The following is a 24,770-nucleotide window of genomic DNA, read 5'->3' on the forward strand; positions in this document are numbered from 1 at the left end:
CAAAAGCGTGTATCATGCACGCCGTCTCAGCGCAGCCACAGTGCTGCGCTTTCTCATTTCTTGCACCGAGCCATTTGAAGAACACCAACATAGTGTTATAATGACACCATAGCAGGAACAAACGAGGATAGCCTTATGAACCAGGGTGGATTTTTTGACGAAGCACGTATCTACGTAGAAGGCGGCAAAGGCGGCGACGGCGTCGTCGCCTTTCGGCGTGAAAAGTTTGTGCCCAAGGGCGGTCCCGCCGGTGGGAGCGGGGGACGCGGCGGGCATGTCTATCTGCGCGTTGACCCGCAAAAAAGCACCTTGCTCTCCCTGCACCAACAAACCCACTACCGCGCGGGGCGCGGACAGCATGGAAGCGGCAACAACAAAACCGGCGCATCCGGCGAAGACGTGTACATTGACGTGCCGCCGGGGACGGTCGTCCGCGACGCCGAGACGGGCGAAATCCTGGGGGATCTCACCGAACCGGGGCAAACCTTGCTCGTCGCGCGTGGCGGGCGTGGCGGGCGCGGTAATGCCGCGTTCAAAAGCAGCACCAACCAGGCGCCGCGCATTGCCGAAAAAGGCGAACCGGGGGAAGCCCGCTGGCTCATCCTCGAACTGAAACTGCTCGCCGACGTGGGGCTGGTGGGTAAACCCAACGCCGGCAAAAGCACCTTGCTCAGCGTCATCAGCCGCGCACGCCCCAAAATCGCCGACTACCCCTTCACCACCCTGGAACCCAACCTCGGCGTTGTGGATTTGGGCGTCGAGTACGAGCCTTTTGTCGTCGCCGACATTCCGGGGCTGATTGAAGGGGCGCACGAGGGGCGCGGGTTGGGCGACCAATTCTTGCGCCACATCGAACGCACACGCCTGCTGGTGCACCTGCTCGATGGGCTGTCGCCCGATCCCCTCGCCGATTTTGACGCCATCAACGAAGAATTAGCCGCCTACGATGAACGGCTGGCGGCGCGTCCGCAAATTGTGGTCTTCACCAAAATGGACATTCCCGACGTGCGCGAGATTTGGCCGCTGGTGCGGGAAGAAATCGAAGCGCGAGGCTACCCCGTGCGCGCCATCTCCGCCGCCACGGGCGAAGGCGTGCGCGACCTGCTCTACCTGATAGCGCAGCGCCTGGAATCCTTGCCCAAGCCCGAACCAGCCGAAGCGCCCGTCAAAGTCTATCGCCCGCTGGAAGAAGACGAAACGCGCTTCCACATCTGGCGCGATGAAGACGGCACATGGGTGGTTGAAGGGCGCGAACTCGAACGCATTGTCAGCATGACCAATTTCGACCTGTACGAAGCGGTCGCGCGCTTCCAGCGCCAGTTGCAAGCGCGGGGCGTGCAAGAAGCCTTGGAAGCCGCCGGCATTCAACCGGGAGACACGGTACGCATCGGAGAGGTGGAGTTTGAATGGTACGCATAGCGAGCCGCGTGGGGATTTTTGGCGGCACGTTCGACCCGCCCCATCTTGGGCATCTCATTGTCGCCGAACTCGCCCGCGACGCCCTGCAACTTGACACGGTTTACTTCATGCCGGCGGGCAAACCGCCCCACAAATACCGTTCAGCGCCCTCGGCGGGGCGGCATCGCGTGGCCATGCTGGAACGCGCAATCGCCGACAATCCCGCGTTTGACATTCTCACCATCGAAGTCGAAAGCGAGCGCATCAGTTACACCGCCGACACGTTGGAAACCCTGCGGCGCACCATGTTCACCCATGGCGAAACGCTCTACTTCATCATGGGCGGCGATTCGCTCGCCTACTTTCACACCTGGCGCGACCCACAGCGCATTTTGCGCCAGGCGCATCTGGCGGTCATCGCACGTCCGGGCTGGACGATTGACCTGGAAACGCTGGAAACCCACTTGCCGGAAGCACGCGGGCGTGTGGAGATTGTGAACGCGCCGCTCATCGAAATCAGCAGTAGCGATATTCGCCGGCGCGTCCGCGAGGGGCGCACCATTCGCTACTTCGTTCCCGACAGCGTCGCCGAGTACATTTACACGCACCACTTGTACGTCAACGTGCCCACCACCGAATACGTCTGAGAGGCGCGGTCAATCGCCTTCATAGCGAAAGCCGTGCCCGCGCACCGTGACAATGAACTCATGGTTGGGGGCGTACTCCGCCAGCCGACGCCGCAGACGGCGAATCAGCGCATCCAGCGCCTGCTCGGTCACGCCTTCAAGGGCTTCTTCCCCCCACACCGCGGCGATAATCTCATCGCGCGACAAGGTGCGCCCCCCCGCTTCATAAAGCGTGTAAAGCAACTGGAACTGTTGCGGGCTGAGCGGCGGTTCCACCAGACGCCCAGCCACCCACACATCGCGCCGTTCGGGGTCAATGCGCAGGCGGCGCTCGTCGGTCATCTCGATATGGACGGGAATGGTGCCTTCCCGGTCAACGAACGAAAAACGATACGCCAGCCCAATTTGCACAATATCGCCGTCGCGCAAGAGGCGCGGCGCATCCAACACATCGCCATTGACAAACGTGCGGTTCTTGCTCCCCAAGTCTTCAATGACGAAGCCCGTCTCTGTATGCCGAATGAGAGCGTGTCGGCGCGAAACCTGCCGGTTGGGGAGATGAATATCCGCCGTTGGCGCGCGTCCAATCAGCATCTCCGGCTTGTCGAGATACCAACGATCGCGCGGCGCTGTACCGACGCTCTCTTTTAGCAAAATCAACATGGCGTATTCAGTCGTCATCATGCACCTTCCTGCTTACGCATTTGACAAGCCCTTTTCAGACTACTACGCTTCCTCAATGGAGGAGGAGAAAGACGTGAGCCAATTGCTTGCACCCAACACTATTTTACGCGAACGCTACAAAATCATTGATTTGATTGGGCAAGGCGGCATGGGCGCCGTCTATCTGGCGGAGGATTTGCGCTTGCCCGGACGGCGCACCGCCATCAAAGAAATCGCCCTGGAAAAAGTCGCCATGGGCGATGAAACGCTCATGCAACAAGCCCGCGAGCAATTCCAGCGCGAAGCCAGCATCCTCGCTCAACTCGACCACCCGTCCTTGCCCAAAGTGTCGGATTACTTTGAAGCCAACGGGCACGATTACCTGGTCATGGACTATGTGCCCGGTGATGATTTGCGGGTTGTGCTGGAACGCGCCCGCGCCGAAGGGCGCTTTCTGCGCGAACGGGACGTTTTGCGCTGGGTGGATGAAATCGCCGACGCGCTCATCTACCTGCATTCGCTCCCGCAACCGGTGCTCCACCGTGACATCAAACCGAGCAATATCAAATTGACGCCATCCGGGCGTATCAAACTGGTTGACTTTGGGCTTGTTAAACTGCTGGCGCTGGACGACACCGCCACCGTCACAGTCATCCAAGGGCGCGGCACTGTTGCGTACACGCCCATCGAGCAATACGGCGGCGACACCGGGCATACCGACGTCCGTTCGGACATCTACGCCCTGGGCGCGACGCTCTACCACCTGCTCACCGGGCATCTGCCGGCGGACGCCAAGCAACGCTTCCTGAAAGCCGAAGCCCTTACCCCCCCACGCGAACTCAACCCCAACATTTCGCGCCAGGTGGAACGCGCCATCTTGTGGGCGATGGAACTTCACCCCGCCAACCGCCCCCCCGACGTCGCCACTTTCGTCGCGGCGCTTCACGGGCGCATCGCGCCCCCAACGCATGACCGTGGAGAAGCCGCACCGCTGGCGCTGGGCGAATTGCTTGCCGAGCAAGCACCACTGGCGGCGCTCGCCGGCGCGACGTTCTTGCTGGCGCTCTGGCTGACGGCGCTCGCCGCCGGCTAAGGCAAGCGTTCTTGCCGCATTGTGACCACAAGCGAAAGCAACATCCCCGCAATGGCGCACACAAGCGCCCCTTGCGACGCCCCCCACGAAGTGGGCAACACGCCAACGCCCCACATCGCCACGTACACCGCATACGCCCCCAGCCCCAGGCTAAACGCCAGCAAGAATTGCCGCATCCGCATCGCCGGCGTCCAGCCTTCTTGCGAAAACGCCAGCAACGCGCCCCCCGCCACAACAATCACCAACGCGATGAAGAAGGTGCGCCACGTGAGCGCGCCCGGCGGAATGTGCGTCACCGGCCACGGAGACGCGGGGACCGGTGTGGGCGTCGGCATCGGTTCGGGTGTGACGGACGGGGTTTGCGTCGGCAACGGCGTTGCTGTGGGCAAAGGCGTCGGTGTGGGCGGGATTTCTGTTGCAATCACGGCGGGCGCTTCTTCATCCTGAATGGTGAGCAACAGGCTGGTGCTCCGCCGCGCTGGTGGCGCTTCGGCGCGAATGACCAGCAAGCCGGGGCGTTCAAGCATCACCACGGTTTCGGCAATACCATTGCGTGTGATGCGCTCATGGCGCGGCAACTCAATGCCTTCGTTGGGATAACTCAGGATAAACGTCACCGGCGTGCCGTCCGGCACGGGGTTGCCGTTGTGGTCGAGGATGGGACCGGTGCGCACGATGATGGAGTCGCCAAAACGCACCAACGGCGGCACCAGCGTCGCCCCACCTTCGGGGGTGATGGTGGGCAAGGGGGTGGGCGTCGCCGCGCCGTTATCGCCCGCTGTGGAGATGACGCCAACCAGCCGCAGATTGATGAGTTGGTTGGGGTCGGGTTCCAGCGCGCGCAACAAATCGTAACCAATCCCCGGCACGCTCACCGGCGGCGCGCCCTTGGGCGTGTATTCGCCAAACAGCAGGCGCGCCGCAGCGGTGATGAAGGTGCGCGATGGTGTGTAGAGCGCAAAGTAGGCGGTGAGTTTGCTAATATCGGTCGCGTCGAGGTAGTAGGGCGCGCCCAAAGCAAAGACAATCACGCGCTTTTGGAGCAGTTGGTCGCCGGCTTCATTCAAAAAACGGGGCAAGGCGTCGCTTCCCGGATTGGTGATGGGGTCAATGCGGTCAATGAGGAAAATCACCCAATCGGCGGAATTGACCGCCTGCGCCACTGTGGCAACCGGTTCGCTTTCAAGCCCTTCACCCGTCTGGCGAGCATCAAGGTAGGCGTTCAGGTCAGCCAGGGTGAGGCTGATAATGTTCTCATCGCGCAATTGTTGGCTGGCGTTGGGACCATACAGTTGCAGCAAGGCATCCTCGAACGCCCGCGGCGCAATGAACGGGCGCGGTTCACACGTGAGACAGTCGCGCACCAGGTGCGCATCACTGAAAACAACGATAGTTTCGTCCAGCAAGGGGGGACCAGGCAAGCGCGCCGCCAGGTCTTGCCAGTCGGGGTAGAGCAGTGTCGTGGCTTCTTCGGCGATACGCACCACTTCAGGCATGGAAGCGCGCAAGGGGGCGTCATCGCGGCTTTCCAGCGGCACAGGCACCACCTGGTTTAAGGTAAAGAGTCCGCCGCTCATGTTCAGTTTAGCGCGCAAAATGCGCCGCAGAGAGGCGTCCACACGCTCGGCAAAGGCGGGGTCGGTCCGATAGCGTTCAGCAAACCAGGTGATGGTGGTTTCAATGTTGGCGTAGTGGCTTTCCCAGTCGCCCGGCTGTCCAAAATCGGCAACAAAAAGCACATCATGCCCGGCGATGAAGGCTTCCTGCGCCACCTGGCGGGGCAAAAAGGTGCCAATCTGGTCTTCGTAGAAGCGCCGCACGGCGGGCACACCCAGCGCATCACTCACGAGCAAACCATTGGCACGCCAGGCGTCCAGAGGCGAAAGGGCGAGAATCGTGGGCAAGTTCTGCGCGTCCAGGCTGATGGGGCGCGTCAACTGGCGAATGTTGACTTGCCAGCCGCGATAGCGAATATGCGCGGTTTGCAACCCATCCACCACACCATCGGGGTCGTTTTCATCCGCGCGCGTCACGGTGAAGTAGGGTTGCAGTTCCACACGCTGTAAATCATCAAGCGATTTTTGAACGGTGGCAATCTCTTCTTCGGGGCGGCGGTCACTCGACCCCAAGCCGGGGAAGTGTTTGGCAATAACCAGCAAGCGCCCGCTACTTCCCGCATGCACGCCGCGGGTGAAAGCGCGTCCCATTTGCCCCACCCAGTAGGGGTCGCCCCCAAAAGCCGCGGCGTCAAGGTTGCTGGGCAAACCGTATTGCGGTGTCGTCAACACATCCAGCCCGGGGTCCAGCACCATGTTGACGCCGACGGCGTGCAATTCGCGCCCCACAATCGTGCCCACGATTTCAGCATTGGTCGGGTTCCACGTTGCGCCAATCGCCATAGGGCTGGGCACATCGGTAAACCCTTCGGGTGGCATGCCATCGGCGGGGCGTGAGGGCAGCGGCCAATATTCCATACCGATGAAGAGCGGCACGAACGGCTGGTTTTCCTGGCGGCTCGTCTCAAACGCCAGGGATTGCAAGGCGGTGGTGAGGGAAGCAATTTCGGCGGGTGCAGTCGCATCGCGCGGGTAGTTGTCGTTGGACGCACGCAACACCACGCCGCCCACATGCAGGTCGCGAATCAGGCGGGCGGCGATACTCTCTTCACCTACATCACGTCCGGGGAATGTCACCAAAAAGAGTTGCCCTACACGCTGTTCAATTGACATCGAAGCCAAAATCGCTTCAACCGGATCCTGAGCAGTGGCAGGTGCGGCACGCACCAGTGCGTACACACACACCACCAAAACAAAGTACCATGTTGTCAGTCGCATCAGGTTGGCTATGCAGCGTCGTTTCGGCTTCATGCGCTCTCGGCTGGTTTGGGATTTGGTGGCTTCGGCTCGATTGTACTCATCTTTGGCTTCGTAGCGAAACCGTCAAGAAGGCGTCGGGCAGGCGTAGGGAAAACGCCAAGACAAACGCACGCATATGGGCTAGGATATGAGCACCTTCTCCTCCTTGCATGAGAATGACAAGAGGTTGACAGGGGACACGGCCGCCAGCAGGCAGCGAGCAAAAGGCTTCTCTTTCTCCTCCTTTTGCGGGGGCACTGTTGAAAGACAGTGCCCTTTTTTTGTGCCCCCACATCAGCAAAAAAGCGGTGGTCGCTGAAACCACCGCTTGTTATGTGCAGAGCGCAACGCCTGACGCCTACGTCTCCTCGCTGCGCGCGCCCGCCTCGTTCACACGGTGCCCCGCCCGCCGCAGCGCTTCAATGGCGCGGGGAAGCGCATCTGCTTGCACCAACACATAATCCGTGTCGTAGGTGGAAATGGCAAAGATACTGATACCGGCTTGGGCAAGCGGTTCGGCAATCGAACGCAAGACACCCACAAGGCTGAAATCCAGCGGACCATGCACTTTGAGGCACCGCCAACCTGTTTCCGCCGTTACCCCTGCGGGAATGAGCGCCGCCGGGCAAACGATGGAGAGTTCATCGGCTGTACGGGTGATGGAGAAAAAAGCGTCTTGGGTTGCCCAAGCGGGTATGGCGCTCTCAGCATCAAGGCGGCAAACACCCAAAACGTGAGGAAGGAGAGAAAGTGTCAGCATACGTATTCCTTCTCATGCAACACGCATCAGAGCACCCCACGGTGCCGTGTGCCGCCCCGCGCGAGAACCCGCGCATGCCAAGTGGGGTCCTGCCCGGCAGATCACCCGTCGTGCACGAGATCACCGCCTTACTGGAGCGCGGACCCCTTCCGTATGGTGTAGGGTCTGTGCGTATCAGACGGCATCACGCACACCGTCGGGCGCTATTCGTAATGATACTCACGCTCTCAAAAGCAGCCAAACCCTCAGCATCACAGCCCGTAGCGCATGGCATCACTCGCGGGCACAATGTGAACGCCAATCTGCGCTTCGGCTTCGGCGGCGAGTCTGGCAGCCTCTTCTTCGTCATAGGGCAGGTGAACAAGCACAACACGCGGCACGCCGGCATCACGGGCGACGATAGCGGCATCTTTGACGGTGCTATGCCCTTCGTAAGGACCGGTGGCTTCGTGGACAAGCAGGTCAGCCCCACGCGCCAGTTCGACGATATGCGGGGAAGGCGCTGTATCGCTGCTATACACGAGCACGCCATGCGCGCTTTCAAAGCGGAGCGCCACTGTGGGGCGACTGTGTTCTGCGGGCGCTGCCAGAACACGCACAGCGGATGAGGCGCAAACAGGCGTCCAGGGTTCCAGCGGGATGGTGTGCCATTCAATGGCAAACAAGCCTTCCCAACCGCTGGTATCGAACGTGTCCATCAGACGCCGCGCCGTTGCCACCGTTTCAGACGGCGCATAGACAGGCAACGGCGTTCGACGCCCCGCCAACCACAACTGCTGAATGAGGAGCGGAAACCCGACAACATGGTCGGGGTGGTTGTGGGTGAGGAAAAGGCGCACCACCTGCGCGGGGTCGCCCCCCATGCGGATGAACGCGGCGAGCGCATTCCCGCCGCAATCCACCAGCGAGACATCATCGCCCACGGCGACGGCAAGCATGGTCGTTTCACGCCCCACAGGGTTGTAAGATGAGCCGCTTCCCAGCACGTAGAGGTACATCATCGGTTGACTCCGTTGAGGGTTGGTTTGCGCTAGCCATAGAGCGCTACAATCACACGCGGCGTGAGATAGACTTCGAGCAGCGCCGCGAGCGCCAGCAAGGGCAACACCACCAGAATGAGCACCCTCAGAAAATCGGCAATCGCCAGCACAATGCCTTCGCTGACGCTAAAATCGCGCGGGGGACCCAACACCATCGCGCCAATGCGCAGGGCATACGCCAACCCAATCACCACAGCGGGAATTTCCACCACGCCATGCGGCAGGATAAACGCCACCAGGAAACGCCCCCAATCCTGTCCACCAGCCGCCAGCACGCTGGCAATGCCGCCAATCAGCGTGAAGGGCGCCAGAACGCTCAACGCGGGCACCACCCCTACGCTGAACAGGCTGAGCACGCCACTGATGAACACCACCCGCACGTTGTGCACCAGAATCGCACGCACGCTGAAACGCGGCAACATCGCCAGGCCGGTCTGGTTCGCTTGCAATTGGGCTTGCAACTGACTGACATCAAGGCGGTTGAAGTCAATCAGTTCCGCCGGCACATGCCACGCCCGCGCCAGATACCACCCCAACCCAAAGCCGGCAAGCACGAAAAACGTTCCCGTCGCCATCGCCCAGCGGTCGCGCTTCAACATGGCGGGCAACACCTGGGTGTAAAAGCGGCGCAGGTGAAACGGCGGCGCTTCTTCCGGGACCTGTCGGACGCGCGGCACGTCATCGGGGGCGGCGCGCCAAAAGGCTTTCAACAACGCCCACGCCCGTTCCAGGTTGAGGAAGTCAATTTCGCGGGCGAGGATATGCTCACGATTGAATGAACGAATGCCAACCCGCAAGAGCGCAATCGTCAAGACAATGACGCCCGCAAAGAGCCACCAGAGCGCCGTGGTTTTGTTCCAAAAGAGAATCAACCCTTCCAGTTGCAAGAGCAACGCCACCGGCACGATGATAAAACTGGCGAGCAGGTTGGCGGCGCGCACACTCGTTGTATGGCTGCTGACGATGACCGCCGCCGAAACCATGAGCACGCCCTCAGCCGTGTTCAACAGCCAGATGAGGGCGAACGTGTACGCATCGAGCGACCACATGTCGGCGCGTACCATTGCCAGCGCATACACAGCCATGCCGAACCAACTCGCCACCAGCGGCAACAGGAGCGACGCCAGCAATTTGCCCACGTAGAGGTCTACATCGCTGGCGGGTGTGGAGAAAAGCGCTTCGAGGCTGTTGCGCTCACGTTCCCCCACGAATGTTTCCAGCGCAATGACGAGCGAAAAACTCATGGGGAAAAACCCCACCGCCAGCAAACCAAAGGGCACCATCTGCTCGCCAATGATGGTTGCGCCGTATTGTTCCAGAAAATCGAAGAGCGCCGCCCCAATCAACAGCATGATGAAGGGGAAGACCAACGTCAGCAAGCCAATCGGGATGACGATACGCCAATCGCGCAGGCTGTCGCGCAGTTCACGCCGCGCCAATGTCCAGACAAGCGCGGGTGAGAGCGTGCGTTCCAGATAGGCTTCCGCCTGAAGCGGTTCGGTTGAGACCGAGGAGAGCGACGTTTCATGCATGGGGGGTGCTCCTCAAAAACCATTTGCGAGCGGCAAACAACGCCAGCACACCTGTGGGGAAGAAGGGCGCATGCAGAATGTAGAGGCGCAGGGCGGACGCTTGCCATTGCGCCAGCGTGCCGCCCACGCTGTGAAGCCGCAAGGCTTCTTCCCACACCAAGACGAACGGGGTGAACAACCAGCCCATGCCCAGCCCCCACAGCGCCAAACCGACACCCCAACGCACCCACACATAGCCCCGTGTGCGCGGCAAAGGGCGCACCGGCGTCAGCAGGTACCTCAACAAGAAGAGGGCGAATGCGATGGGCACAATCCAGTACCAAAGCACATACCGCACAAGCGCCATCATCGTGGCGTCGAAAAGCCCCATGCGCCCCACCGGCAGCAGCAAGAGCAACGCCAGGGTCGCCGCTGCACCTAACGCGACAAATCCAAAGGTGCGTGCCAGCCAAGCCAACGGTTTCATACGGCTGCTCCCATCAAATGCAGATAGACATCTTCCAGGCGGCGCGGTTCTTCGGTGAGCGCCACAATCTCGCCGCCGCGGTCAAGAATGCGACGCACCAGCGCCGGGTTGGTGGTCTCAGGCGTGGTGGTGCGAAAGCGCACCCATGTATCACCGACGGCTTCGATCTCCACCATTTCCCCCGCCAGCGAGGCAAGGTCATCGAGCGGCTGCGCGAGCCGCAAGGTGAAAAGCGGCGCACCAAGCACCTGGTCGCGCAGTGCGTCCGGCGTGCCGATTGCCAACACGCGCCCCACACCCATGATGACAATGCGGTCGGCGAGCAATTCGGCTTCGACAAGGTTGTGGGTGCAAAGCACAATGGTGTGCCCTTGCGTGCGCAAATCGGCAATGGCGGAACGCACCTGAAACGCTCCTTCGGGGTCGAGCGCCGAGGTGGGTTCATCCAGAAAGAGCACCTGTGGGTCGTGCAAAAGCGCCCGTACCAGCGCCATCTTCTGGCGCATGCCTTTGCTGAACTGCCCCAATCGGCGGTTGCGTGCTTCCCACAAGCCAAAATGGCGCAAGAGCGCTTCGGCACGCTGGTAGCGGTCAGCCGGCGACATGCCATGCATTGCGCCAAAGAAATCGAGGTATTCCAGCGGCGTCAGCCGACCATACAAGCCGGGGAATTCGGTAAGCAAGCCTACATGTCGGCGCACGAGCCGCGCATGGTGGCGCACATCGTAGCCGGCGACAATGGCATAGCCGGCGCTGGGCTGCAAAATCCCCGCCAGGCAACGGATGGTGGTGGTTTTGCCCGCGCCGTTCGGGCCCAACAGCGCCAACACTTCGCCTTGTCGCACATCAAAGGTGATGTCGCGAATAGCGGTGAATGTGCCAAATTGTTTGACCAATCCGTGGGCTTGTACGATGGACACGTTGGTTTTCCTGTTTTGCTGATTGGGTAGCGCAAGCGCACGCCGTGGTGGGAAAAGTATAGACGAGGTTGAGTGGAATTCAAATGCGGACACAAGAAACAAAAATTCTAAAAAGTTAGAATTTGCAAAAAGCGATGAGTACAAATGTACTCATAAATTGAGTACGCGTGTACCTATACAAGCGCATTTCAAGTTGCTATACTGTACATGCACACCTACCCCCACAGGGAAGAACGGGGGACGAAAAACAGGAAACACCTCCTGTAACCGCAACAAGGCTGTTTTCCGCACAAAAGGGCTCGCAACCAATTCGTCACCGTTCTTCCCTCCCCCCCTCTCCAACAACACACCCCCGGCAAGGGGGTGTTTTTCTTTGCAATGCAAAGGGCGCAAGGTCGTTTCGCCACACGCCTGCACGTGCCCCCAGGAGTGCGCACATCTCCGCCTGGTTGGCGTCCGCCACCACCCGACTATACTTTGCCAGCCGTGCACATCAGGCAAAGCGGAGGAATTCATCTATGCAGCGTTGTGGTATTTTTTTGTTGCTCATTTCGTTTATAGCGGCGCTGAATGCATGCACTACATCCAATGCCCAGCCATCCACGTCGGTGGCAATGGCTTCGCCCACATCCGAACCGACTTTACCCACAGCGCCCCCGCCGACGGCAACCTTGCCGCCCAGCGCCCCCCCCACAGCCTCGCCCACGCCCACCATCACGCCCACGGCGACGGCAACCCCCACACCCACCAACACACCGACGCCATCGCCCACGCCAACCCCCACACCCAACGCCGAGGGGGAATTTGTGCACATTGTGCAGCCGGGCGAAACCATCTGGACGATTGCCGGGGCATGGCGGGTTTTACCCAGCCAACTCCTCTCCTACAACCACATCTCCGCCGGCGACGTTCAGCCGGGGCGTGAAATCCGCATTCCCGTGACCATGTTGGCGCAACCCTACCAGGGGAACGAAGGGGTGGTGCTGGCGACGCCTATCGCGCCCACGCAGGGACCAGACCGCGTGGTGTTGGGTCCCATGACGCACGACTGGCAAAAGTTGAACAACTGCGGTCCAACCACAACCGCCATGTTCCTCAGTTATTTCGGTATTCAAGTGACCCAATTCGATACCGCCGCCTTTCTGAAACCCAACCCACGCGACCGCAATGTCAACCCAGGTGAAATTGCCGCCTATTTGCGCCAGCAAGGGTTTGAGGTGTTTGTGGGCATCAACGGTGACATTCCTCTGCTGGAACGCTTGCTCCAAGCCGGCTTTCCCGTGATTGTGGAACAATGGTTGCAGTACGACGGGGGCATGGGGCATTATCGCGTCGTGCGAGGGTTTGACCGCACAAAGCAAGAAATTCTCTTCAACGACAGTTTCCTGGGACCCGATATCTGGTTCACCTACGCCGATTTTCTGCGTGATTGGGCGTATTACAACAACCTGTATATCGTCGCCTATCCGCCGGAACAAACCGACCTTGTCCGTTCGATCATTGGCGACGATTGGGAGCCGGCGAACATGTGGGCGCGCCTTGCCCGCGACATGGAAGCGCGCATCGCACAAGCCCCCAACGATGCGCTGGCGTGGTATGGCTTGGGCGAAGCCCGTTTGCGGTTGGGCGACCCCGAAGGCGCGATTGAAGCCTATGAACGCGCCATTGCCATCGGGTTGCCCTTCCGCTATCTCTGGTATCGGTACGGGTATCTGGAAGCGTTGAACCTCGTGGGGCAATACGAAAAAGTGTTGCAAGTGAGCGATGAGGTGCTTGCCAGTATGGAGATGAGCGAGGACATGCGCTACCAACGCGCGGTGGCGCTCAAAGCCCTTGGGCGCACAGATGAAGCCCGCGCTGAATTGGAAAAAGCCCTTGAAGAGCACCCCGGCTTTGGGCCGGCGGCGGTGTTGCTCCAAACACTCACCGGCGGCTCGTAGGCACACAAAACGGGCGGCGCACAGAACGCCGCCCGTTTGCTTTTCAGCGCAGGTTGCTCATCTCACGCCGTTTGCGCCTGGCGATAAACGTGCCACATACGTTGAAGCGCCGTCACATTTGAAAAAATCGCCAGGACAACCAATGCCGGCGTCAGCAGGTTGAAAAGCAAGGCAAAGACCAGCACCGCTATTCGCTCGAAGCGTGTGAACAGCCCCACTTTGCATTCCACGCCAATCCCCTCAGCGCGGGCGCGTGTATAACTCACCATGATACTGCCCACAATCGCCGCATAGACTAACATGGCTTCCACGTGTGCGCCTTGCTGCATGTACCACCACAACAAGCCGCCGTACAACGCCGCCTCGGCATAGCGGTCGAGCGTTGAATCCAGGAATGCGCCAAACGGGGTCACGCGGTTGGTGTAGCGCGCCAAACCGCCATCCAGCGCATCGAAGAGCGCCGTCACGATGATGAGCACGCCAGCCTCGCGAAACATGCCGCGCGCGAGCAACACGCCGACACTGCTGATCAGCAAAAATCCCACAACCGTCAACTGGTTCGGCGTGACGCCGCTTTTGGCAAGCACCGCCGCCACACCATTCACCACGCCGCGGGTCTGTTTTCGCAACCATTCACTCAGCATTTCATCCTCCTTGATGGCTGACCGCGCACTACGACGAAGAAAGGCAATGCGCGGTGAGCAATTCGGTGTAAAACGATTCGACTTCCTCGGTCACAACACGCCAATCATAGCGGCGGCTGGTCTCACGCCCAGCCGCGCCGTAGCGCTCACACGTCGCCGGGTCATGCAACAGGCGAACAAGCGTTTCCGCCAACGCTTCTTCATCACCGGGCGGCACCAGTTCACCCTGCACGCCATGCTGCACCACACAGCGGTAGCCCGAAATATCGCTGGCCACCACCGGCACGCCCGCCGCCATGGCTTCCAACAGCACAATGCCGAAACTTTCAAAACCCACACTCGGCGCGCAAAAAATCGTCGCCGTGCGATACCAGCGCGGCAACTCCTCTGTGGGCACGTAGCCCACAAAGCGCACCCCATGCACCCGATAATGGCGAATGTACTGCACGTAGGGGGTGATTTCTTCCCGCTGGAACGCGCCCACCACCACCAACTGCGCATTCGGCACCTGGGTTTTGACCTGGCGAAACGCCCGCAACAGGTAGCGAAAGCCCTTGCGTTCTTCCAGGCGTCCGACAAAGAGGATGACGGGACCTTGTTGTTGGTAGGTTTCAAACGGGTGGATGGTGGGGTCGGCGAACATCGCCCATTCGATACCGTTCGGGATGATGCGGTATTCCGCCGGGAAATAGGCGGCGATGTAGTCGCGCGCCGCCTCGGAGACCGCAATCCGTCCATGCAGGGCGTCCAGATACCGAAAAAGCGGCTTGCCGAAATCAAACGCCAGGTTCTCCTCGCGGTATGCGTGGAATGTGCCCACCAGGACACTTTTGGCATAGCGCACGACGATGGGCGCAAGTGTGGGGATGGTGGGTTCGTGAATGTGGATGATGTCAAAGGGGGTTTCTTCCAGCAAACGGCGCACTCTGAGCACTGCGGCGGGCGACAGGGAGAGCCGCGCCACTGAACCGCTAAACGGCACGGGGATGGTCACTGTGCTGATGGGATGCAGCGGCGAGGCGTCAGCCGGCGGTTCGGACGATGGGGCAAGAATGGTTGGCGCATGCCCACGGGCTTGCAGATAGTGCGCCAGCGCCGCCACATGGCGATTGACGCCCCCCGGCACAGCGAAATCATACGGCGAAACCAGCGCAATGCGCAAAGGGTGGCTCACGCACTCGCCTCGCTGGTGGATTGTTCGCGGCACGCATCCCCCCACATGGGCACCGTGACAAACCACTGGTCAGGGTGCTCGCGGATGAATTGCTCCATGAGCGCCACAATCTGGCGCACGCCCCGCTCAACGTCGGCGGTTTTATCGCCCGTTTTTTCCAGGTAGATGGGGGGAAAGCCCACCGCACGAAAGCGGTTGTCGGGCAAGCGGTACGAATACGCGACCACAATTGGCGCCCCCGTGCGCAAACTCAACTGCACCGCGCCGTCGGGCATGCGGGTTGGTTCACCGAAGAAGGGCACGCAAATGCCGCTGTTGGTAATGTCGCGGTCGCTCACAATGCCCACAACGCCGCCGCGTTTCAACGCTTTCAGCAGATTGAGCGGCTTTTCGACCGGGACAATGTGCAAGCCATGCGACGCCCGCAACGATGTCATCAACTGGAAAAGGGCTTCGGGCTGAATATGCTCGACAGGCGAGGTGATGTCGTAGCCGCGCACCGCCAACGCCTGCGCCGTCACTTCGGGGGAACCGAAGTGCGCCGTCACCAGCAAAACCCCTTTGCCGTGCGAGAGCGCCTCGTCGAGATACTCAATCCCCACCAGGTCGGCAAAAGCGCGCAACTCGTCGTCGGTCAGTTTCCAAAGGCGGAACTGGTCGTAGTAGTTCTTCACCAGGGTGCGAAAAACGCCCCGCACGACACGCCGCACCTCATCGGCGGGGGCGTTCGCCCCAAGCACATGACGCTGGTTGAATTCGATGTTGCGCCGTATTGTGCCCGCAAAGAGGTACAGCAGGTCGGCAATGCGGTCGCATATCCAATAACCAACCGATGATGGAATGAATGGCACCACCAATGTGAGCAAACGATAGATGTAATACAGCACCATGCGCGGTACTCCTGCCTTGTTGGTCGCTCTCTCTATCCTACGCAACTTTGAGAGAAGCGCCAACCGTTTGAAGAAAAAACAGCCTACACCTTACGGTGCAGGCTGTCTGTTTCGGCAACTTTGTGGGCGGCTTAGGCGTCTTCACCCATCAGCACATCGTTGTCTTCGCCCGTAATGAATGCTTCGGTCTTTTCACGGGCTTCTTCGTCCGTAAACTGGCGCGGCGGCGACTTCATGAAGTACGCCGACGGACCCACCAACGTACCGGCCAGACCGCGGTCGAGCGCGAGTTTGGCGCAGCGCACCGCGTCAATGATGACGCCCGCCGAGTTGGGGCTATCCCACACTTCCAACTTCAATTCGATGTTGAGCGGCACATCGCCGAAGGCGCGCCCTTCCATGCGGATGTACGCCCATTTGCGGTCTTTCAGCCAGGGCACGTAGTCCGACGGACCGATGTAGACGTTTTCGGGGTCGAGTTCGTAGTCCAGCTGCGACGTGACCGCGTTGGTCTTGGAAATCTTCTTGCTTTCGAGGCGGCTGCGTTCCAGCATGTTGTAGAAGTCCATGTTGCCGCCCACGTTCAACTGGCTGGTGCGTTCCAGGCGCACACCACGGTCGCGGAAGAGGCGCGTCAGCACGCGGTGGACAATCGTCGCACCCACCTGGCTCTTGATGTCGTCGCCAATGATGGGCAACCCGCGTTCGGCGAAGCGGCGCTGCCAGTAGGGTTCGCGAGCGATGAAGACCGGAATGGCGTTGACGAAGGCGCAGCCGGCTTCCAGCACCTGCTCGACGTACCACTTCGTCGCCATTTCGCTCCCCACGGGCAGGTAATTGACCACCACGTCGGTCTTCGTATCCTTCAAAATTTGCACGATGTCAGCCGTGGGACCAGGCGCTTTCTGGATTTTCTGCGAAAGGTAGTGCCCCAAGCCGTCGTGCGTCATGCCACGATAGACGGGCACGTTCATGTAGGGCACATCCGCAAATTTGATGGTGTTGTTCTGCCCCGCCCAAATGGCTTCCGAAAGGTCTTTGCCAACCTTTTCGGCGTCAATGTCGAAAGCGGCAGTAAATTCGATATCGCCGACGTGGTAGCCGCCCAAGACGGTGTGCATCAAGCCGGGGATGAATTCATCCGGCTTGGCGTTTTTGTAATAGTACACCCCCTGTACGAGCGAGTTGGCGCAGTTCCCCACGCCGATAATGGCAACGCGTACTTTCTTGCTCACCTTGGCCTCCTGTTGCTGTGGAATTCGAGCATTTTGTGCGAATTTGTGCGTTTCCGCACAATACATTCGGCGCGCGATAGTATCACACTCTGTACGAGTGTCAAAAGGGGGCGAGAATTCACGGCATCCACCCACAGGCTAGCGCGCCAATGCGCCGTTTAAAAACACATCCACCATCATCGTCGCCGTCTGGACGGGGTCGCGCAGGTCGTTTTGGTGCGCCGGGTAGAAAAAGGGGTACGCCATGCCCAAAAAGAACCACGTCAACATGCGCGACGGGAGCGGGCGCAGTTCGCCGCGTGCAATCGCCGCTTGCATCAGCGCATCCAGCCGCTGGATGAAGGACGCCTGATACCGCATCATAAACGCTTGGCGCGTTTCGGGCTGCAACGCCGCCATTTCCTGGCTCGCCAGCCGGATGATGGCGCGGCGTTCGGGCGGTAGTGTGAAAATCCCCGTCAGAATCGCGGTCAACTGGTCGCGCAAGGTGGTATGTTCACGGTGCGCCGCTTCGATAATGGCGGCAACCGTCTCGATATTCTCTTCCAAAACGGCGATGAACAGCTCTTCTTTGGTCTTGAAATGGTGATACAAACCGGCTTTGGAAAGCCCGGCGGCTTCGGCGATTTCGCGCATCGAAAGCCCGCTATACCCATGCGCCACAAAGAGGCGCGTCGCAACATCGAGAATGTGGCGTTTGTGTTCATCCATGCTGTCTGTTCACCCCTGCACCATGCTTCGCCTTCTGCTGGTTTGACAACACGCCTAGACGCGGAAAAGTGGTCGCCCGTTGGGCATCACCGGCCAGGGAATGGACGCCAAAAGCAACAGAATCGCGCCAATCAGCAGCCAGCGCCCCGCACGGGACGATTGGTTGCCCGCCGCCAGCGCCGCGCGCAGGCGTTTTTGCCCCACGTGCGCCAGCACCAGCGCCAACACCATCGGAAGCGCGTGCTCCATGCTCCAAAAACGCGCCACTTCATTCGCAAAAAGCGTTCCCGAACGCATCGCCTCCCCTGTCAGCGGGCTGACTGCAAACAGCGCGACGCCCAACAACACCTGCACATCCAGCGCAATGGGGAAGAAACGCAGCGCGTGCTCTTCCCACGTGCGCCACGCCCCCCGCATAAAGAGCAGGTGCACCAGCACCACAGCCGCAAGCAGAACGACGCCCCAACGCCACCACGAATGGGCTATCAACATCCATGTGTACACGTTTCCTCTCTCCTTTCCAAATTAGTTGCTTTCCATCGCCGCAGGCGCTTCAGAAACGGGACGCGCCGCCAGCCGGAAACTCAACAGCCACAGCACGCCCATCATCAGCCCCACACTCAAAAACGCCGTCTGGTAGCCCGCAACAGGCTCACCACGCGAGACCGCCAGCGCCCCAATCCAGGCGCCGCCCACAAGTTGCCCCACACTGGTGAATAACGTCAGCACGCCCTGCGCCGAGGCGCGTTCTTCACGAGGGGCTTCTTGCAGCATGATGTAGCGCAACGCGGCGCCCAACAACCCCGAAAGCCCCAAACCAATAAGCAACGCCGCCGCATAGAACGAGAGGCGGCTCAGCGGAACGCCCCCCAGCACCAGCAAGCCCAACGCCGCCAAGCCGGTCGCGCTGGCGACAACGGGGCGTGCACCAACGCGGTCGAGCATGCGCCCGAACAGGGGCGAACCCACCGCCATGGCCAGCACCGCCGGCAACAGCATGAAACTCGCCGTACTCGACGCCACCCCCAGCGCCGCCACCAACAAATCCGGCACAAAGACGAACGAGGCTTCGCCAAACCCCGCGCCAAAGGCGAAAGCGCAGGTCAACACAATCTGCACCGACTGAAAGAGCCGCATCTGGATAACGGGGGTTTCAACGCACAGCTCCCACCAGACAAATATCGGCGCGCTCAACAGGAAGAGCAGCCACGCGCCCAGCACATTCCCCCGGCGCAGGCTCGCGGCGACCTGGGTTGTATCAATCTGGTTGATACCGTAGGTGAGCGTGCTCAGCACCACCACCAGCAACACCGTGCCCACCACGTCAAACGTGGCGCTGGTCTGCATGCGTGTGGCCGGCAGCAAGCGCCAACCGCCCCACATGAGCGCCACCGCAATCGGTAGGTTGATGAGGAAGAGCCAATGCCAACTCAGCACACTCAACATGACACCCGCCAGCAAGGGCCCCACCAGGAACGCAATGCCAAACACGGCGCCAATCAACCCCAACGCACTGCCCCGCTGTTCAACGGGGAACGTGTCGCCAATCACGGCGCTGGCGACGGGGAAAATTCCCCCCGCGCCCAGCCCCTGCACGGCGCGCCCCAACACCAACACGGCAAACGTGGGCGAAAACGCCACCAACAGCGAGCCAACGCCAAAAAGCGCCACATCCAGCACATAGACCAACCGACGCCCGAACATGTCCGAAAAGCGCGCCATCAGCGGCGTGCTCACCAGGTTGCACAACACATACATGGTGAAAATCCACGCCGCCTGACGGGCGTCAATGCCAAACTCAGCGCGAATGGACGGCAAAGCCGGTCCCACAATGGCAATGTCAAGCGCCGCCATCAGCACCCCAACGAACAACAACGCCAAAATGCGATTGCGCTGTTTTGCGTCCAGGTTTGTCATACGCTCTGCTCCTCGCAATACTCATTTTTACCGACCAACCGGTCGGTCGGTAAGATAGCACAGAACGCGCGCATGTCAATTCAGGCAAAACACTTGCCAACCAGCCCGCCTTTCGTATCATGGCGACATGCGCCCAGAATGGACTCTCCCACCCGAACAAGCCATTGAATGGCAACGCCAACTCCGCGAGCAACTTGTGATTGCCGACGATTTCAGACCGCCCCGCCTCATTGGTGGTGTGGACGCCGCCTATATCGAAAACCGGGCGCTGGCGGTGATCGTCGTGCTCACCTTTCCTGATTTGCAGGTCGTCACCCATACCGTCGCCACCGTGCCTCACGAGTACCCCTACATTCCGGGTCTGCTCTCCATGCGCGAAGGACCGGCGATTGAAGCCGCCTGGCAAACGCTTCCCGAACACCAGCGCCCCGACCTGCTCATGTTCGACGGGCATGGCATTGCGCACCCACGCGGGTTGGGCATTGCCAGCCACATGGGGCTTTTGCTCGACCGCCCCAGCCTGGGCGTTGCCAAACGCATCTTGCGAGGGCGGCACGCCCCCGTGCCGGATGAAGTAGGCGCATGGCAACCGCTGGTCTATCGGGGGAAGACCGTTGGGGCAGCGCTCCGCACCAAAGCGGGCGTCAAGCCGGTGTACGTCTCGCCGGGGCACCGCATCAGTCTCGAAAGCGCCATCCATTTTGTCCTGGCAACAACGCGCGGGTATAAATTACCCGAACCAACGCGCCTTGCCGACAAACTGGCGGCTCAACACAAACGCACCTGGCACTCATGACCAATTTCGTCGCTGAGGACTTCAATCCCGATGCCGATTTGGCGCGCGCCGCGCCGTTTCACCTGGCGGGCACATCCGGCGTGGCGTGTCTGCTCATTCATGGGCTGACCAGCACACCCTACGAAGTGCGCGAATTGGGCGAACACCTGCACGCATGCGGGCACACCGTCGCCGCACCGCTCCTGCCGGGGCACGGCACCAGCCTGGAAGATTTGCGCCAACGCCGATGGCAGGAATGGGCGGCGCATGTGCGCGCCACGGCACAGCAACTCCGCCGCGAGCATCAACACCTGTTCGTCATCGGGAGTTCGCTAGGGGCGGGGTTGGCGCTCTGGCTGGCGCTGCACGAATCGGTGACGGGCATCGTCGGGCTCGGCACGCCCTATCGGTTGCGCTGGTCAACCTACGCCGCCTACGTCTTGCAATACATCTCGCCCATCCTGCCCAAACGGGGCGGCGCCAGCATCCGCGACCCCGAAGCGCGTCGCCGCCATCCCAGTTATACCGGCATTCCGGCGCGGAGCATGCTGGAAATGATGCGCTTGCTGGCCGCTGTGCGCCCACGTTTGCATGAAATTGAAGCGCCCACACTGCTCATCCACGCCTGGCACGACCGCGTGCTGGCGGCAGCAGGGGCGCGCGCCGTCTATGAACGCTTGGGCAGCATGCGCAAGTATCTGGTCTTTGTCCACAATAGCGACCACATTGTGAGCGAGGATTACGAAAAGGAGATGGTGTTTGCGTTATGTCAAACGTTCATCAGCCAGACGATTTGAAACGCGCCGCCAACCTGATTCGTCACGCCCGCTACGCGATTGCCCTCACGGGCGCCGGCATCAGCGTGCCGAGCGGCATTCCTGATTTTCGCTCGCCCCACTCAGGGTTGTGGGAACGCTACGACCCCATGGAAGTCGCGTCGCTTGCCTCGTTCCGCCGTCATCCGGAACGCTTTTACGATTGGATTCGCCCCCTGCTGGAAACCACACGCAACGCACGCCCCAACCCGGCGCATGAAGCACTGGCACGCCTGCAAGCCGCCGGCTATCTGCATGAAATCATCACGCAGAACATTGACGGCTTGCACGAAGCCGCCGGCAGCCACGATGTGTTGCCGGTGCATGGGCACACACGCACAGGAACATGCCAGCAATGCGGGCGTAGCGTCGAAGGTGACCTGCTCTGGCGCGCCGTCGAGGCGGGAGAGGTCCCCCGCTGCCCAACATGTGGGGGCGTGCTCAAGCCGGATGTCATTCTCTTCGGCGAAATACTGCCCATGGACATTTTCGAGCGGGCGCGCCAGGCCGCCGAGCGCGCCGACCTGGTACTCGTCGCGGGCAGTTCGCTTGAAGTCGCCCCCGCCGCCGACTTGCCGCTGATCACGCTCAATCGCGGCGGCTCGCTCCTCATCGTCAACCTGGGGCCCACCGCGCTGGATTGGTACGCCACCCTCAAAATCGAAGGCGATGTCGCGGACGTGCTTCCACGCATTGCCGACCTGGTGCTCGACGACGCCGCCTAAGCCAGCCGCCCGCCCAAGGCGGTGCTTCACCAGGCAAACAAAAAGGCCCCGCCATGCGGAGCCTTGTAAGTGCGCACTCTGGGCGCTATTCCAACCAGGGGGGTGTGCCGCCGCCTGAACCTGAAGAAGTGCTCCCTTTCGCACTCTCCAATTCCACCTCAAAGCCGCCGATCAACCGCGCCACCAGGTTGTACATCAGCGCATAAAACCAGGTAGTCACGCCAAACCATAGGCCATAAAACACAATGAGTACCAGGTAAACGACAATAAGCCCCAAAAGCCCCCCGCCCGTGCTTGTGGTATCAGCGGGGACGTCAACCCCGTTCATCCGCAACAAAGCGGAAATGGTTGACCACGCCGACAAAAAGAGCCACGGCACGAAGCAGAGCCCTACGATGGCAACAATCAACGCTCCCCACACGCAGCCCACTTTGAAAGAGGACAACAGGCCAAAACGACGAATAGTGTAGCGCTTTGTCATGAGACTCCTCGCGGATTCGGTTGGTGGTTGTGTTAGAAGATGTATTTGAAGGTACGGTAAGCGGATTTTACCACGCGGGGCGTGCAATGACAATCAGGCGGTGTGTATTGGTTTCATAGGGCCAGCAGGTCACCAGCGTCAAACGTTCATCGGGGGTGGGCTTGATGAAGGCGGCGTTTTTGAGGCGCTGTTCGTAAGAAGCGCCTTTTTCTTGCACGATGTATTTTTCGGTGATGACATACGGATACGCGACATCGTTCACGTAAAGCGTGACTGTATCCCCCGGATTGGTGTTCACAAGGTCGCGGAAGACTTCGCCGGCAATGTTGTGATGCCCACTCAGCACAACGTTGCCACCACGCCCCGGAAGCGCCGAGTTTTTGTGCCATCCCGCAGCAAAATCGGGGACAACCCACTCGCTGTACCGCTCTCCATTGGCGTTGGTTTTCACCACCCACCCCATTTCAACCACGGGCGCGTCCAGCCCGATGCTTGGAATCACGATGCGGGTTGGCGGCGCTGTGGCTGGCTGAACAGGCGGGGTCGGCGGTGGACGGGACGGGGTTGGGCGCGAGGGCTTTTCAGTCGGGACCTCCAACGGTGCGTCCGTTGGTGAGATGGGCGTAGTGGGGTCAGGTGCGACAGCCTCGGGAAAAGTGGGCAGCAGGAGAGCGACATCGTCAGGGGTGGGCGACGGCGTGGGAAGTGTTTCAGCGAGCACAACGCCGTCGCCGTCGGCGTCCATGCCGCGGAATTGCCACGCGGGCAACAGCGACTGCACGCTCCATAGAGCGATGCCGGCCATGAGCAGGCCGGCACCGAGCAGGATCAAGAGTGAACTTACAAAACGGCGCGACATAGGATTTCCTTGCCTTCAAAAGGCTTATGATTCGCGCTTCTTGCGCTCCAACGCGCGGCGTTGCGCCCGCGGCAATCGCTTGACCATCACGTCCAGCAACACTTCACCTTCCGCCGGTGGGCGCTGGTGACGCCGCCAGAGCAGAAACGCCGCGACACCGATAGAAACGATAGCGATCCACTGCGCCGTTGGCAAACCAAGGATTTTCCAGGCGTCGGGGCGCTGAAATTCGACCAAAAACCGCCCCAGCGGATACCAGATGAGATAGAGCAAGAAAATGTCGCCGCGGCGCAAGCGGTCGGCATAGCGCCGAGAGACCCACAACAGCAAGACAACGCCAATGGCGTTCCAGAGCGATTCGTACAAGAACGTAGGATGAAAACGTGTCGAAAGCGGCAAATCGGCAAACTGCGGCAGGCGGTGTTCCAGGTCAATGTGGATTCCCCACGGCAGGTTGGTGGGGTTGCCGTAGAGTTCCTGGTTGAAATAGTTGCCCCAACGACCAATCGCCTGCCCAATCAGCAAGCCAATCGCCCCCACATCCAGCAAATCAAGCAGCGGAAGATTGTGGCGACGGGCATACCACCAGACCGTCAACGCCCCCGCCGCGACGCCGCCGTAAATGCCAAGCCCACCACGCCAAATGGCCAGCGCCGACGGAAAGGGAATGGTGCGCCCCAAAATGGTGACATCAATGAACGGTTGCTCGATGAAATAATAGCGCCACCCAGCCATTTCACCCGCCGGGCTACTGATGACGTGATACAAACGCGCGCCCAGAATGCCCGCCAAGAGCACCAGCGTCAACGCATTCCAGATATGGTCGGGGTCAATGCCGCGGCGCTCGGCTTCGCGCGAAGCCACCCACGCGCCCAGCAACGCCCCAATGACAATCAGCAAGCCATACCAGCGAAAGACAAGCGGTCCGATTTGAAACGCGATTGGGTCAGGCATGCCACTGCTCCTTAGCGAATAGGTTGCGAAACAACTTGCTCATTGGTCAATGGCGCCGGACCAGTTGCCGCCAGTCGCTCGGCAATTCCCAAGCCCAAAAAAATTTTCGTCAGCAACAACAACAAGAGGCTGGCGATAAGGCGCAAACGAATATCGCGTTTGTATGAAATGGTCGTCATGGGCTCTTCTCCATGTGGATTTGCAAGCCGCGCCATGGTAGTGCAAAGTGTCAGGAGCGTCAAAAGCAATGCCGTTTTGCACATTCAGTATATCAACACGCGAACAAACCCCGCAATC

The 24,770-nt window shown here is 60.3% G+C and carries 26 protein-coding genes and 1 other RNA gene; 7 read left to right on the top strand and 20 right to left on the bottom strand.

The features are described 5' to 3' along the window. The first annotated feature begins 135 nt into the window (after positions 1 to 135). Both obgE and nadD read left to right on the top strand, forming a co-directional pair. Positions 136 to 1,419 (top strand): GTPase ObgE, encoded by a 1,284-nt coding sequence (gene obgE, locus SE16_RS06250; protein ID WP_054491859.1) that lies wholly within the window; start codon positions 136 to 138, stop codon positions 1,417 to 1,419. Beyond that, positions 1,407 to 2,045 (top strand): nicotinate-nucleotide adenylyltransferase, encoded by a 639-nt coding sequence (gene nadD / locus SE16_RS06255; protein ID WP_054491858.1) that lies wholly within the window; start codon positions 1,407 to 1,409, stop codon positions 2,043 to 2,045. The genes obgE and nadD overlap by 13 nt, the downstream gene beginning before the upstream one ends. A gap of 9 nt (positions 2,046 to 2,054) precedes the next feature. Here the strand turns inward: nadD and SE16_RS06260 are convergent, their stop codons facing one another. After that, positions 2,055 to 2,705, bottom strand: a complete 651-nt coding sequence (locus SE16_RS06260; protein WP_160316928.1) for an FHA domain-containing protein — start codon at positions 2,703 to 2,705, stop codon at positions 2,055 to 2,057. A gap of 76 nt (positions 2,706 to 2,781) precedes the next feature. On the opposite strand from SE16_RS06260, the gene SE16_RS06265 reads away from it, so the two are divergent. Then, on the top strand, positions 2,782 to 3,780 hold the full coding sequence (locus tag SE16_RS06265) for a serine/threonine-protein kinase (protein ID WP_054491856.1): 999 nt from the start codon (positions 2,782 to 2,784) through the stop codon (positions 3,778 to 3,780). On the opposite strand, the gene SE16_RS06270 is transcribed toward SE16_RS06265, so the two are convergent. The 8 genes from SE16_RS06270 to SE16_RS16185 all read right to left on the bottom strand — a co-directional run bounded on the left by SE16_RS06270 (position 3,777) and on the right by SE16_RS16185 (position 12,167). Further along, positions 3,777 to 6,647 carry a glycoside hydrolase family 3 N-terminal domain-containing protein gene (locus SE16_RS06270; protein ID WP_082373876.1) on the bottom strand — a complete coding sequence of 957 codons (2,871 nt, stop codon included), beginning with the start codon at positions 6,645 to 6,647 and terminating at the stop codon, positions 3,777 to 3,779. The genes SE16_RS06265 and SE16_RS06270 overlap by 4 nt on opposite strands. A gap of 346 nt (positions 6,648 to 6,993) precedes the next feature. After that, positions 6,994 to 7,395: an ACT domain-containing protein gene (locus tag SE16_RS06275; protein ID WP_060687364.1), complete on the bottom strand. Its 402-nt coding sequence runs from the start codon at positions 7,393 to 7,395 to the stop codon at positions 6,994 to 6,996. A gap of 29 nt (positions 7,396 to 7,424) precedes the next feature. Beyond that, positions 7,425 to 7,600: non-coding RNA, 6S RNA (ssrS, locus tag SE16_RS06280), on the bottom strand. A gap of 46 nt (positions 7,601 to 7,646) precedes the next feature. Next, on the bottom strand, positions 7,647 to 8,396 hold the full coding sequence (locus SE16_RS06285) for an MBL fold metallo-hydrolase (RefSeq protein ID WP_054491853.1): 750 nt from the start codon (positions 8,394 to 8,396) through the stop codon (positions 7,647 to 7,649). Positions 8,397 to 8,425: 29 nt separating this feature from the next. Then, the gene (locus SE16_RS06290) at positions 8,426 to 9,967 is read right to left on the bottom strand and encodes a stage II sporulation protein M (RefSeq protein WP_054491852.1); all 1,542 of its coding nucleotides are present in this window, start codon (positions 9,965 to 9,967) and stop codon (positions 8,426 to 8,428) included. After that, positions 9,960 to 10,433 (bottom strand): hypothetical protein, encoded by a 474-nt coding sequence (locus SE16_RS06295; protein WP_054491851.1) that lies wholly within the window; start codon positions 10,431 to 10,433, stop codon positions 9,960 to 9,962. Before SE16_RS06295 ends, SE16_RS06290 begins: the two co-directional genes overlap by 8 nt. Then, entirely contained in the window at positions 10,430 to 11,353 is a 924-nt protein-coding gene (locus tag SE16_RS06300) for an ABC transporter ATP-binding protein (RefSeq protein ID WP_200907168.1), read from the bottom strand. The genes SE16_RS06295 and SE16_RS06300 overlap by 4 nt, the downstream gene beginning before the upstream one ends. Before the next feature lie 493 nt (positions 11,354 to 11,846). Continuing rightward, positions 11,847 to 12,167 carry a hypothetical protein gene (locus SE16_RS16185; RefSeq protein WP_060687367.1) on the bottom strand — a complete coding sequence of 107 codons (321 nt, stop codon included), beginning with the start codon at positions 12,165 to 12,167 and terminating at the stop codon, positions 11,847 to 11,849. Between SE16_RS16185 and SE16_RS06310 the strand changes: the two genes are divergently transcribed. Next, on the top strand, positions 12,160 to 13,293 hold the full coding sequence (locus SE16_RS06310; RefSeq protein ID WP_161804516.1) for a C39 family peptidase: 1,134 nt from the start codon (positions 12,160 to 12,162) through the stop codon (positions 13,291 to 13,293). The genes SE16_RS16185 and SE16_RS06310 overlap by 8 nt on opposite strands. A gap of 62 nt (positions 13,294 to 13,355) precedes the next feature. On the opposite strand, the gene SE16_RS06315 is transcribed toward SE16_RS06310, so the two are convergent. From SE16_RS06315 to SE16_RS06345, 7 genes are all read right to left on the bottom strand, one after another. Continuing rightward, the gene (locus SE16_RS06315; RefSeq protein WP_054493270.1) at positions 13,356 to 13,937 is read right to left on the bottom strand and encodes a CDP-alcohol phosphatidyltransferase family protein; all 582 of its coding nucleotides are present in this window, start codon (positions 13,935 to 13,937) and stop codon (positions 13,356 to 13,358) included. Between the two features lie 28 nt (positions 13,938 to 13,965). Beyond that, positions 13,966 to 15,111, bottom strand: a complete 1,146-nt coding sequence (locus SE16_RS06320; protein ID WP_054493269.1) for a glycosyltransferase family 4 protein — start codon at positions 15,109 to 15,111, stop codon at positions 13,966 to 13,968. Beyond that, positions 15,108 to 16,001, bottom strand: coding sequence for a lysophospholipid acyltransferase family protein (locus tag SE16_RS06325; protein ID WP_054493268.1), 894 nt, complete (start codon positions 15,999 to 16,001; stop codon positions 15,108 to 15,110). The genes SE16_RS06320 and SE16_RS06325 overlap by 4 nt, the downstream gene beginning before the upstream one ends. A gap of 131 nt (positions 16,002 to 16,132) precedes the next feature. Beyond that, on the bottom strand, positions 16,133 to 17,236 hold the full coding sequence (locus SE16_RS06330; protein WP_054493267.1) for an inositol-3-phosphate synthase: 1,104 nt from the start codon (positions 17,234 to 17,236) through the stop codon (positions 16,133 to 16,135). A 138-nt stretch (positions 17,237 to 17,374) separates the two neighbouring features. Continuing rightward, entirely contained in the window at positions 17,375 to 17,947 is a 573-nt protein-coding gene (locus tag SE16_RS06335; protein WP_054493266.1) for a TetR/AcrR family transcriptional regulator, read from the bottom strand. A 54-nt stretch (positions 17,948 to 18,001) separates the two neighbouring features. Then, positions 18,002 to 18,451, bottom strand: coding sequence for a hypothetical protein (locus tag SE16_RS06340; protein ID WP_152918136.1), 450 nt, complete (start codon positions 18,449 to 18,451; stop codon positions 18,002 to 18,004). A 21-nt stretch (positions 18,452 to 18,472) separates the two neighbouring features. Then, positions 18,473 to 19,864 carry an MFS transporter gene (locus SE16_RS06345; RefSeq protein WP_054493264.1) on the bottom strand — a complete coding sequence of 464 codons (1,392 nt, stop codon included), beginning with the start codon at positions 19,862 to 19,864 and terminating at the stop codon, positions 18,473 to 18,475. 127 nt (positions 19,865 to 19,991) lie between these two features. Between SE16_RS06345 and nfi the strand changes: the two genes are divergently transcribed. From nfi to SE16_RS06360, 3 genes are read left to right on the top strand one after another with little or no spacing between them, the layout of a single operon-like run. Continuing rightward, complete coding sequence (gene nfi, locus SE16_RS06350) at positions 19,992 to 20,660, top strand: deoxyribonuclease V (protein WP_054493263.1); 669 nt, start codon at positions 19,992 to 19,994, stop codon at positions 20,658 to 20,660. Further along, positions 20,657 to 21,436 carry an alpha/beta hydrolase gene (locus tag SE16_RS06355; protein WP_054493262.1) on the top strand — a complete coding sequence of 260 codons (780 nt, stop codon included), beginning with the start codon at positions 20,657 to 20,659 and terminating at the stop codon, positions 21,434 to 21,436. Before nfi ends, SE16_RS06355 begins: the two co-directional genes overlap by 4 nt. Continuing rightward, the gene (locus tag SE16_RS06360; protein WP_060687372.1) at positions 21,406 to 22,179 is read left to right on the top strand and encodes an SIR2 family NAD-dependent protein deacylase; all 774 of its coding nucleotides are present in this window, start codon (positions 21,406 to 21,408) and stop codon (positions 22,177 to 22,179) included. Before SE16_RS06355 ends, SE16_RS06360 begins: the two co-directional genes overlap by 31 nt. 85 nt (positions 22,180 to 22,264) lie before the next feature. Here the strand turns inward: SE16_RS06360 and SE16_RS06365 are convergent, their stop codons facing one another. From SE16_RS06365 to SE16_RS15940, 4 genes are all read right to left on the bottom strand, one after another. Beyond that, complete coding sequence (locus tag SE16_RS06365) at positions 22,265 to 22,660, bottom strand: hypothetical protein (RefSeq protein ID WP_054493260.1); 396 nt, start codon at positions 22,658 to 22,660, stop codon at positions 22,265 to 22,267. 67 nt (positions 22,661 to 22,727) lie between these two features. Then, a complete protein-coding gene (locus SE16_RS06370) occupies positions 22,728 to 23,519 on the bottom strand; it encodes a sortase (protein ID WP_054493259.1) in 792 nt (263 codons plus the stop codon). 24 nt (positions 23,520 to 23,543) lie between these two features. After that, on the bottom strand, positions 23,544 to 24,473 hold the full coding sequence (gene lgt / locus SE16_RS06375; RefSeq protein WP_082381987.1) for a prolipoprotein diacylglyceryl transferase: 930 nt from the start codon (positions 24,471 to 24,473) through the stop codon (positions 23,544 to 23,546). An 11-nt stretch (positions 24,474 to 24,484) separates the two neighbouring features. Next, a complete protein-coding gene (locus SE16_RS15940; protein ID WP_160316995.1) occupies positions 24,485 to 24,652 on the bottom strand; it encodes a hypothetical protein in 168 nt (55 codons plus the stop codon). Between the last annotated feature and the right edge of the window lie 118 nt (positions 24,653 to 24,770).

This window comes from Ardenticatena maritima (assembly GCF_001306175.1).
GTDB classification, from domain to species: domain Bacteria; phylum Chloroflexota; class Anaerolineae; order Ardenticatenales; family Ardenticatenaceae; genus Ardenticatena; species Ardenticatena maritima.

What these genes read in the sequence shown, in the direction of transcription:
- SE16_RS06290 (WP_054491852.1), bottom strand. Translation starts at nt 9,967, where the DNA reads ATGCATGAAACGTCGCTCTCCTCGGTCTCAACCGAACCGCTTCAGGCG.
- SE16_RS06315 (WP_054493270.1), bottom strand. Translation starts at nt 13,937, where the DNA reads ATGCTGAGTGAATGGTTGCGAAAACAGACCCGCGGCGTGGTGAATGGT.
- SE16_RS06370 (WP_054493259.1), bottom strand. Translation starts at nt 23,519, where the DNA reads ATGTCGCGCCGTTTTGTAAGTTCACTCTTGATCCTGCTCGGTGCCGGC.
- SE16_RS15940 (WP_160316995.1), bottom strand. Translation starts at nt 24,652, where the DNA reads ATGACGACCATTTCATACAAACGCGATATTCGTTTGCGCCTTATCGCC.
- SE16_RS06365 (WP_054493260.1), bottom strand. Translation starts at nt 22,660, where the DNA reads ATGACAAAGCGCTACACTATTCGTCGTTTTGGCCTGTTGTCCTCTTTC.
- SE16_RS06275 (WP_060687364.1), bottom strand. Translation starts at nt 7,395, where the DNA reads ATGCTGACACTTTCTCTCCTTCCTCACGTTTTGGGTGTTTGCCGCCTT.
- SE16_RS06335 (WP_054493266.1), bottom strand. Translation starts at nt 17,947, where the DNA reads ATGGATGAACACAAACGCCACATTCTCGATGTTGCGACGCGCCTCTTT.
- SE16_RS06295 (WP_054491851.1), bottom strand. Translation starts at nt 10,433, where the DNA reads ATGAAACCGTTGGCTTGGCTGGCACGCACCTTTGGATTTGTCGCGTTA.
- nfi (WP_054493263.1), top strand. Translation starts at nt 19,992, where the DNA reads ATGCGCCCAGAATGGACTCTCCCACCCGAACAAGCCATTGAATGGCAA.
- SE16_RS06360 (WP_060687372.1), top strand. Translation starts at nt 21,406, where the DNA reads ATGTCAAACGTTCATCAGCCAGACGATTTGAAACGCGCCGCCAACCTG.
- SE16_RS06260 (WP_160316928.1), bottom strand. Translation starts at nt 2,705, where the DNA reads ATGACGACTGAATACGCCATGTTGATTTTGCTAAAAGAGAGCGTCGGT.
- SE16_RS06355 (WP_054493262.1), top strand. Translation starts at nt 20,657, where the DNA reads ATGACCAATTTCGTCGCTGAGGACTTCAATCCCGATGCCGATTTGGCG.
- lgt (WP_082381987.1), bottom strand. Translation starts at nt 24,473, where the DNA reads ATGCCTGACCCAATCGCGTTTCAAATCGGACCGCTTGTCTTTCGCTGG.
- SE16_RS06325 (WP_054493268.1), bottom strand. Translation starts at nt 16,001, where the DNA reads ATGGTGCTGTATTACATCTATCGTTTGCTCACATTGGTGGTGCCATTC.
- nadD (WP_054491858.1), top strand. Translation starts at nt 1,407, where the DNA reads ATGGTACGCATAGCGAGCCGCGTGGGGATTTTTGGCGGCACGTTCGAC.
- SE16_RS06345 (WP_054493264.1), bottom strand. Translation starts at nt 19,864, where the DNA reads ATGACAAACCTGGACGCAAAACAGCGCAATCGCATTTTGGCGTTGTTG.
- SE16_RS06285 (WP_054491853.1), bottom strand. Translation starts at nt 8,396, where the DNA reads ATGATGTACCTCTACGTGCTGGGAAGCGGCTCATCTTACAACCCTGTG.
- SE16_RS16185 (WP_060687367.1), bottom strand. Translation starts at nt 12,167, where the DNA reads ATGTGCACAAATTCCCCCTCGGCGTTGGGTGTGGGGGTTGGCGTGGGC.
- obgE (WP_054491859.1), top strand. Translation starts at nt 136, where the DNA reads ATGAACCAGGGTGGATTTTTTGACGAAGCACGTATCTACGTAGAAGGC.
- SE16_RS06270 (WP_082373876.1), bottom strand. Translation starts at nt 6,647, where the DNA reads ATGAAGCCGAAACGACGCTGCATAGCCAACCTGATGCGACTGACAACA.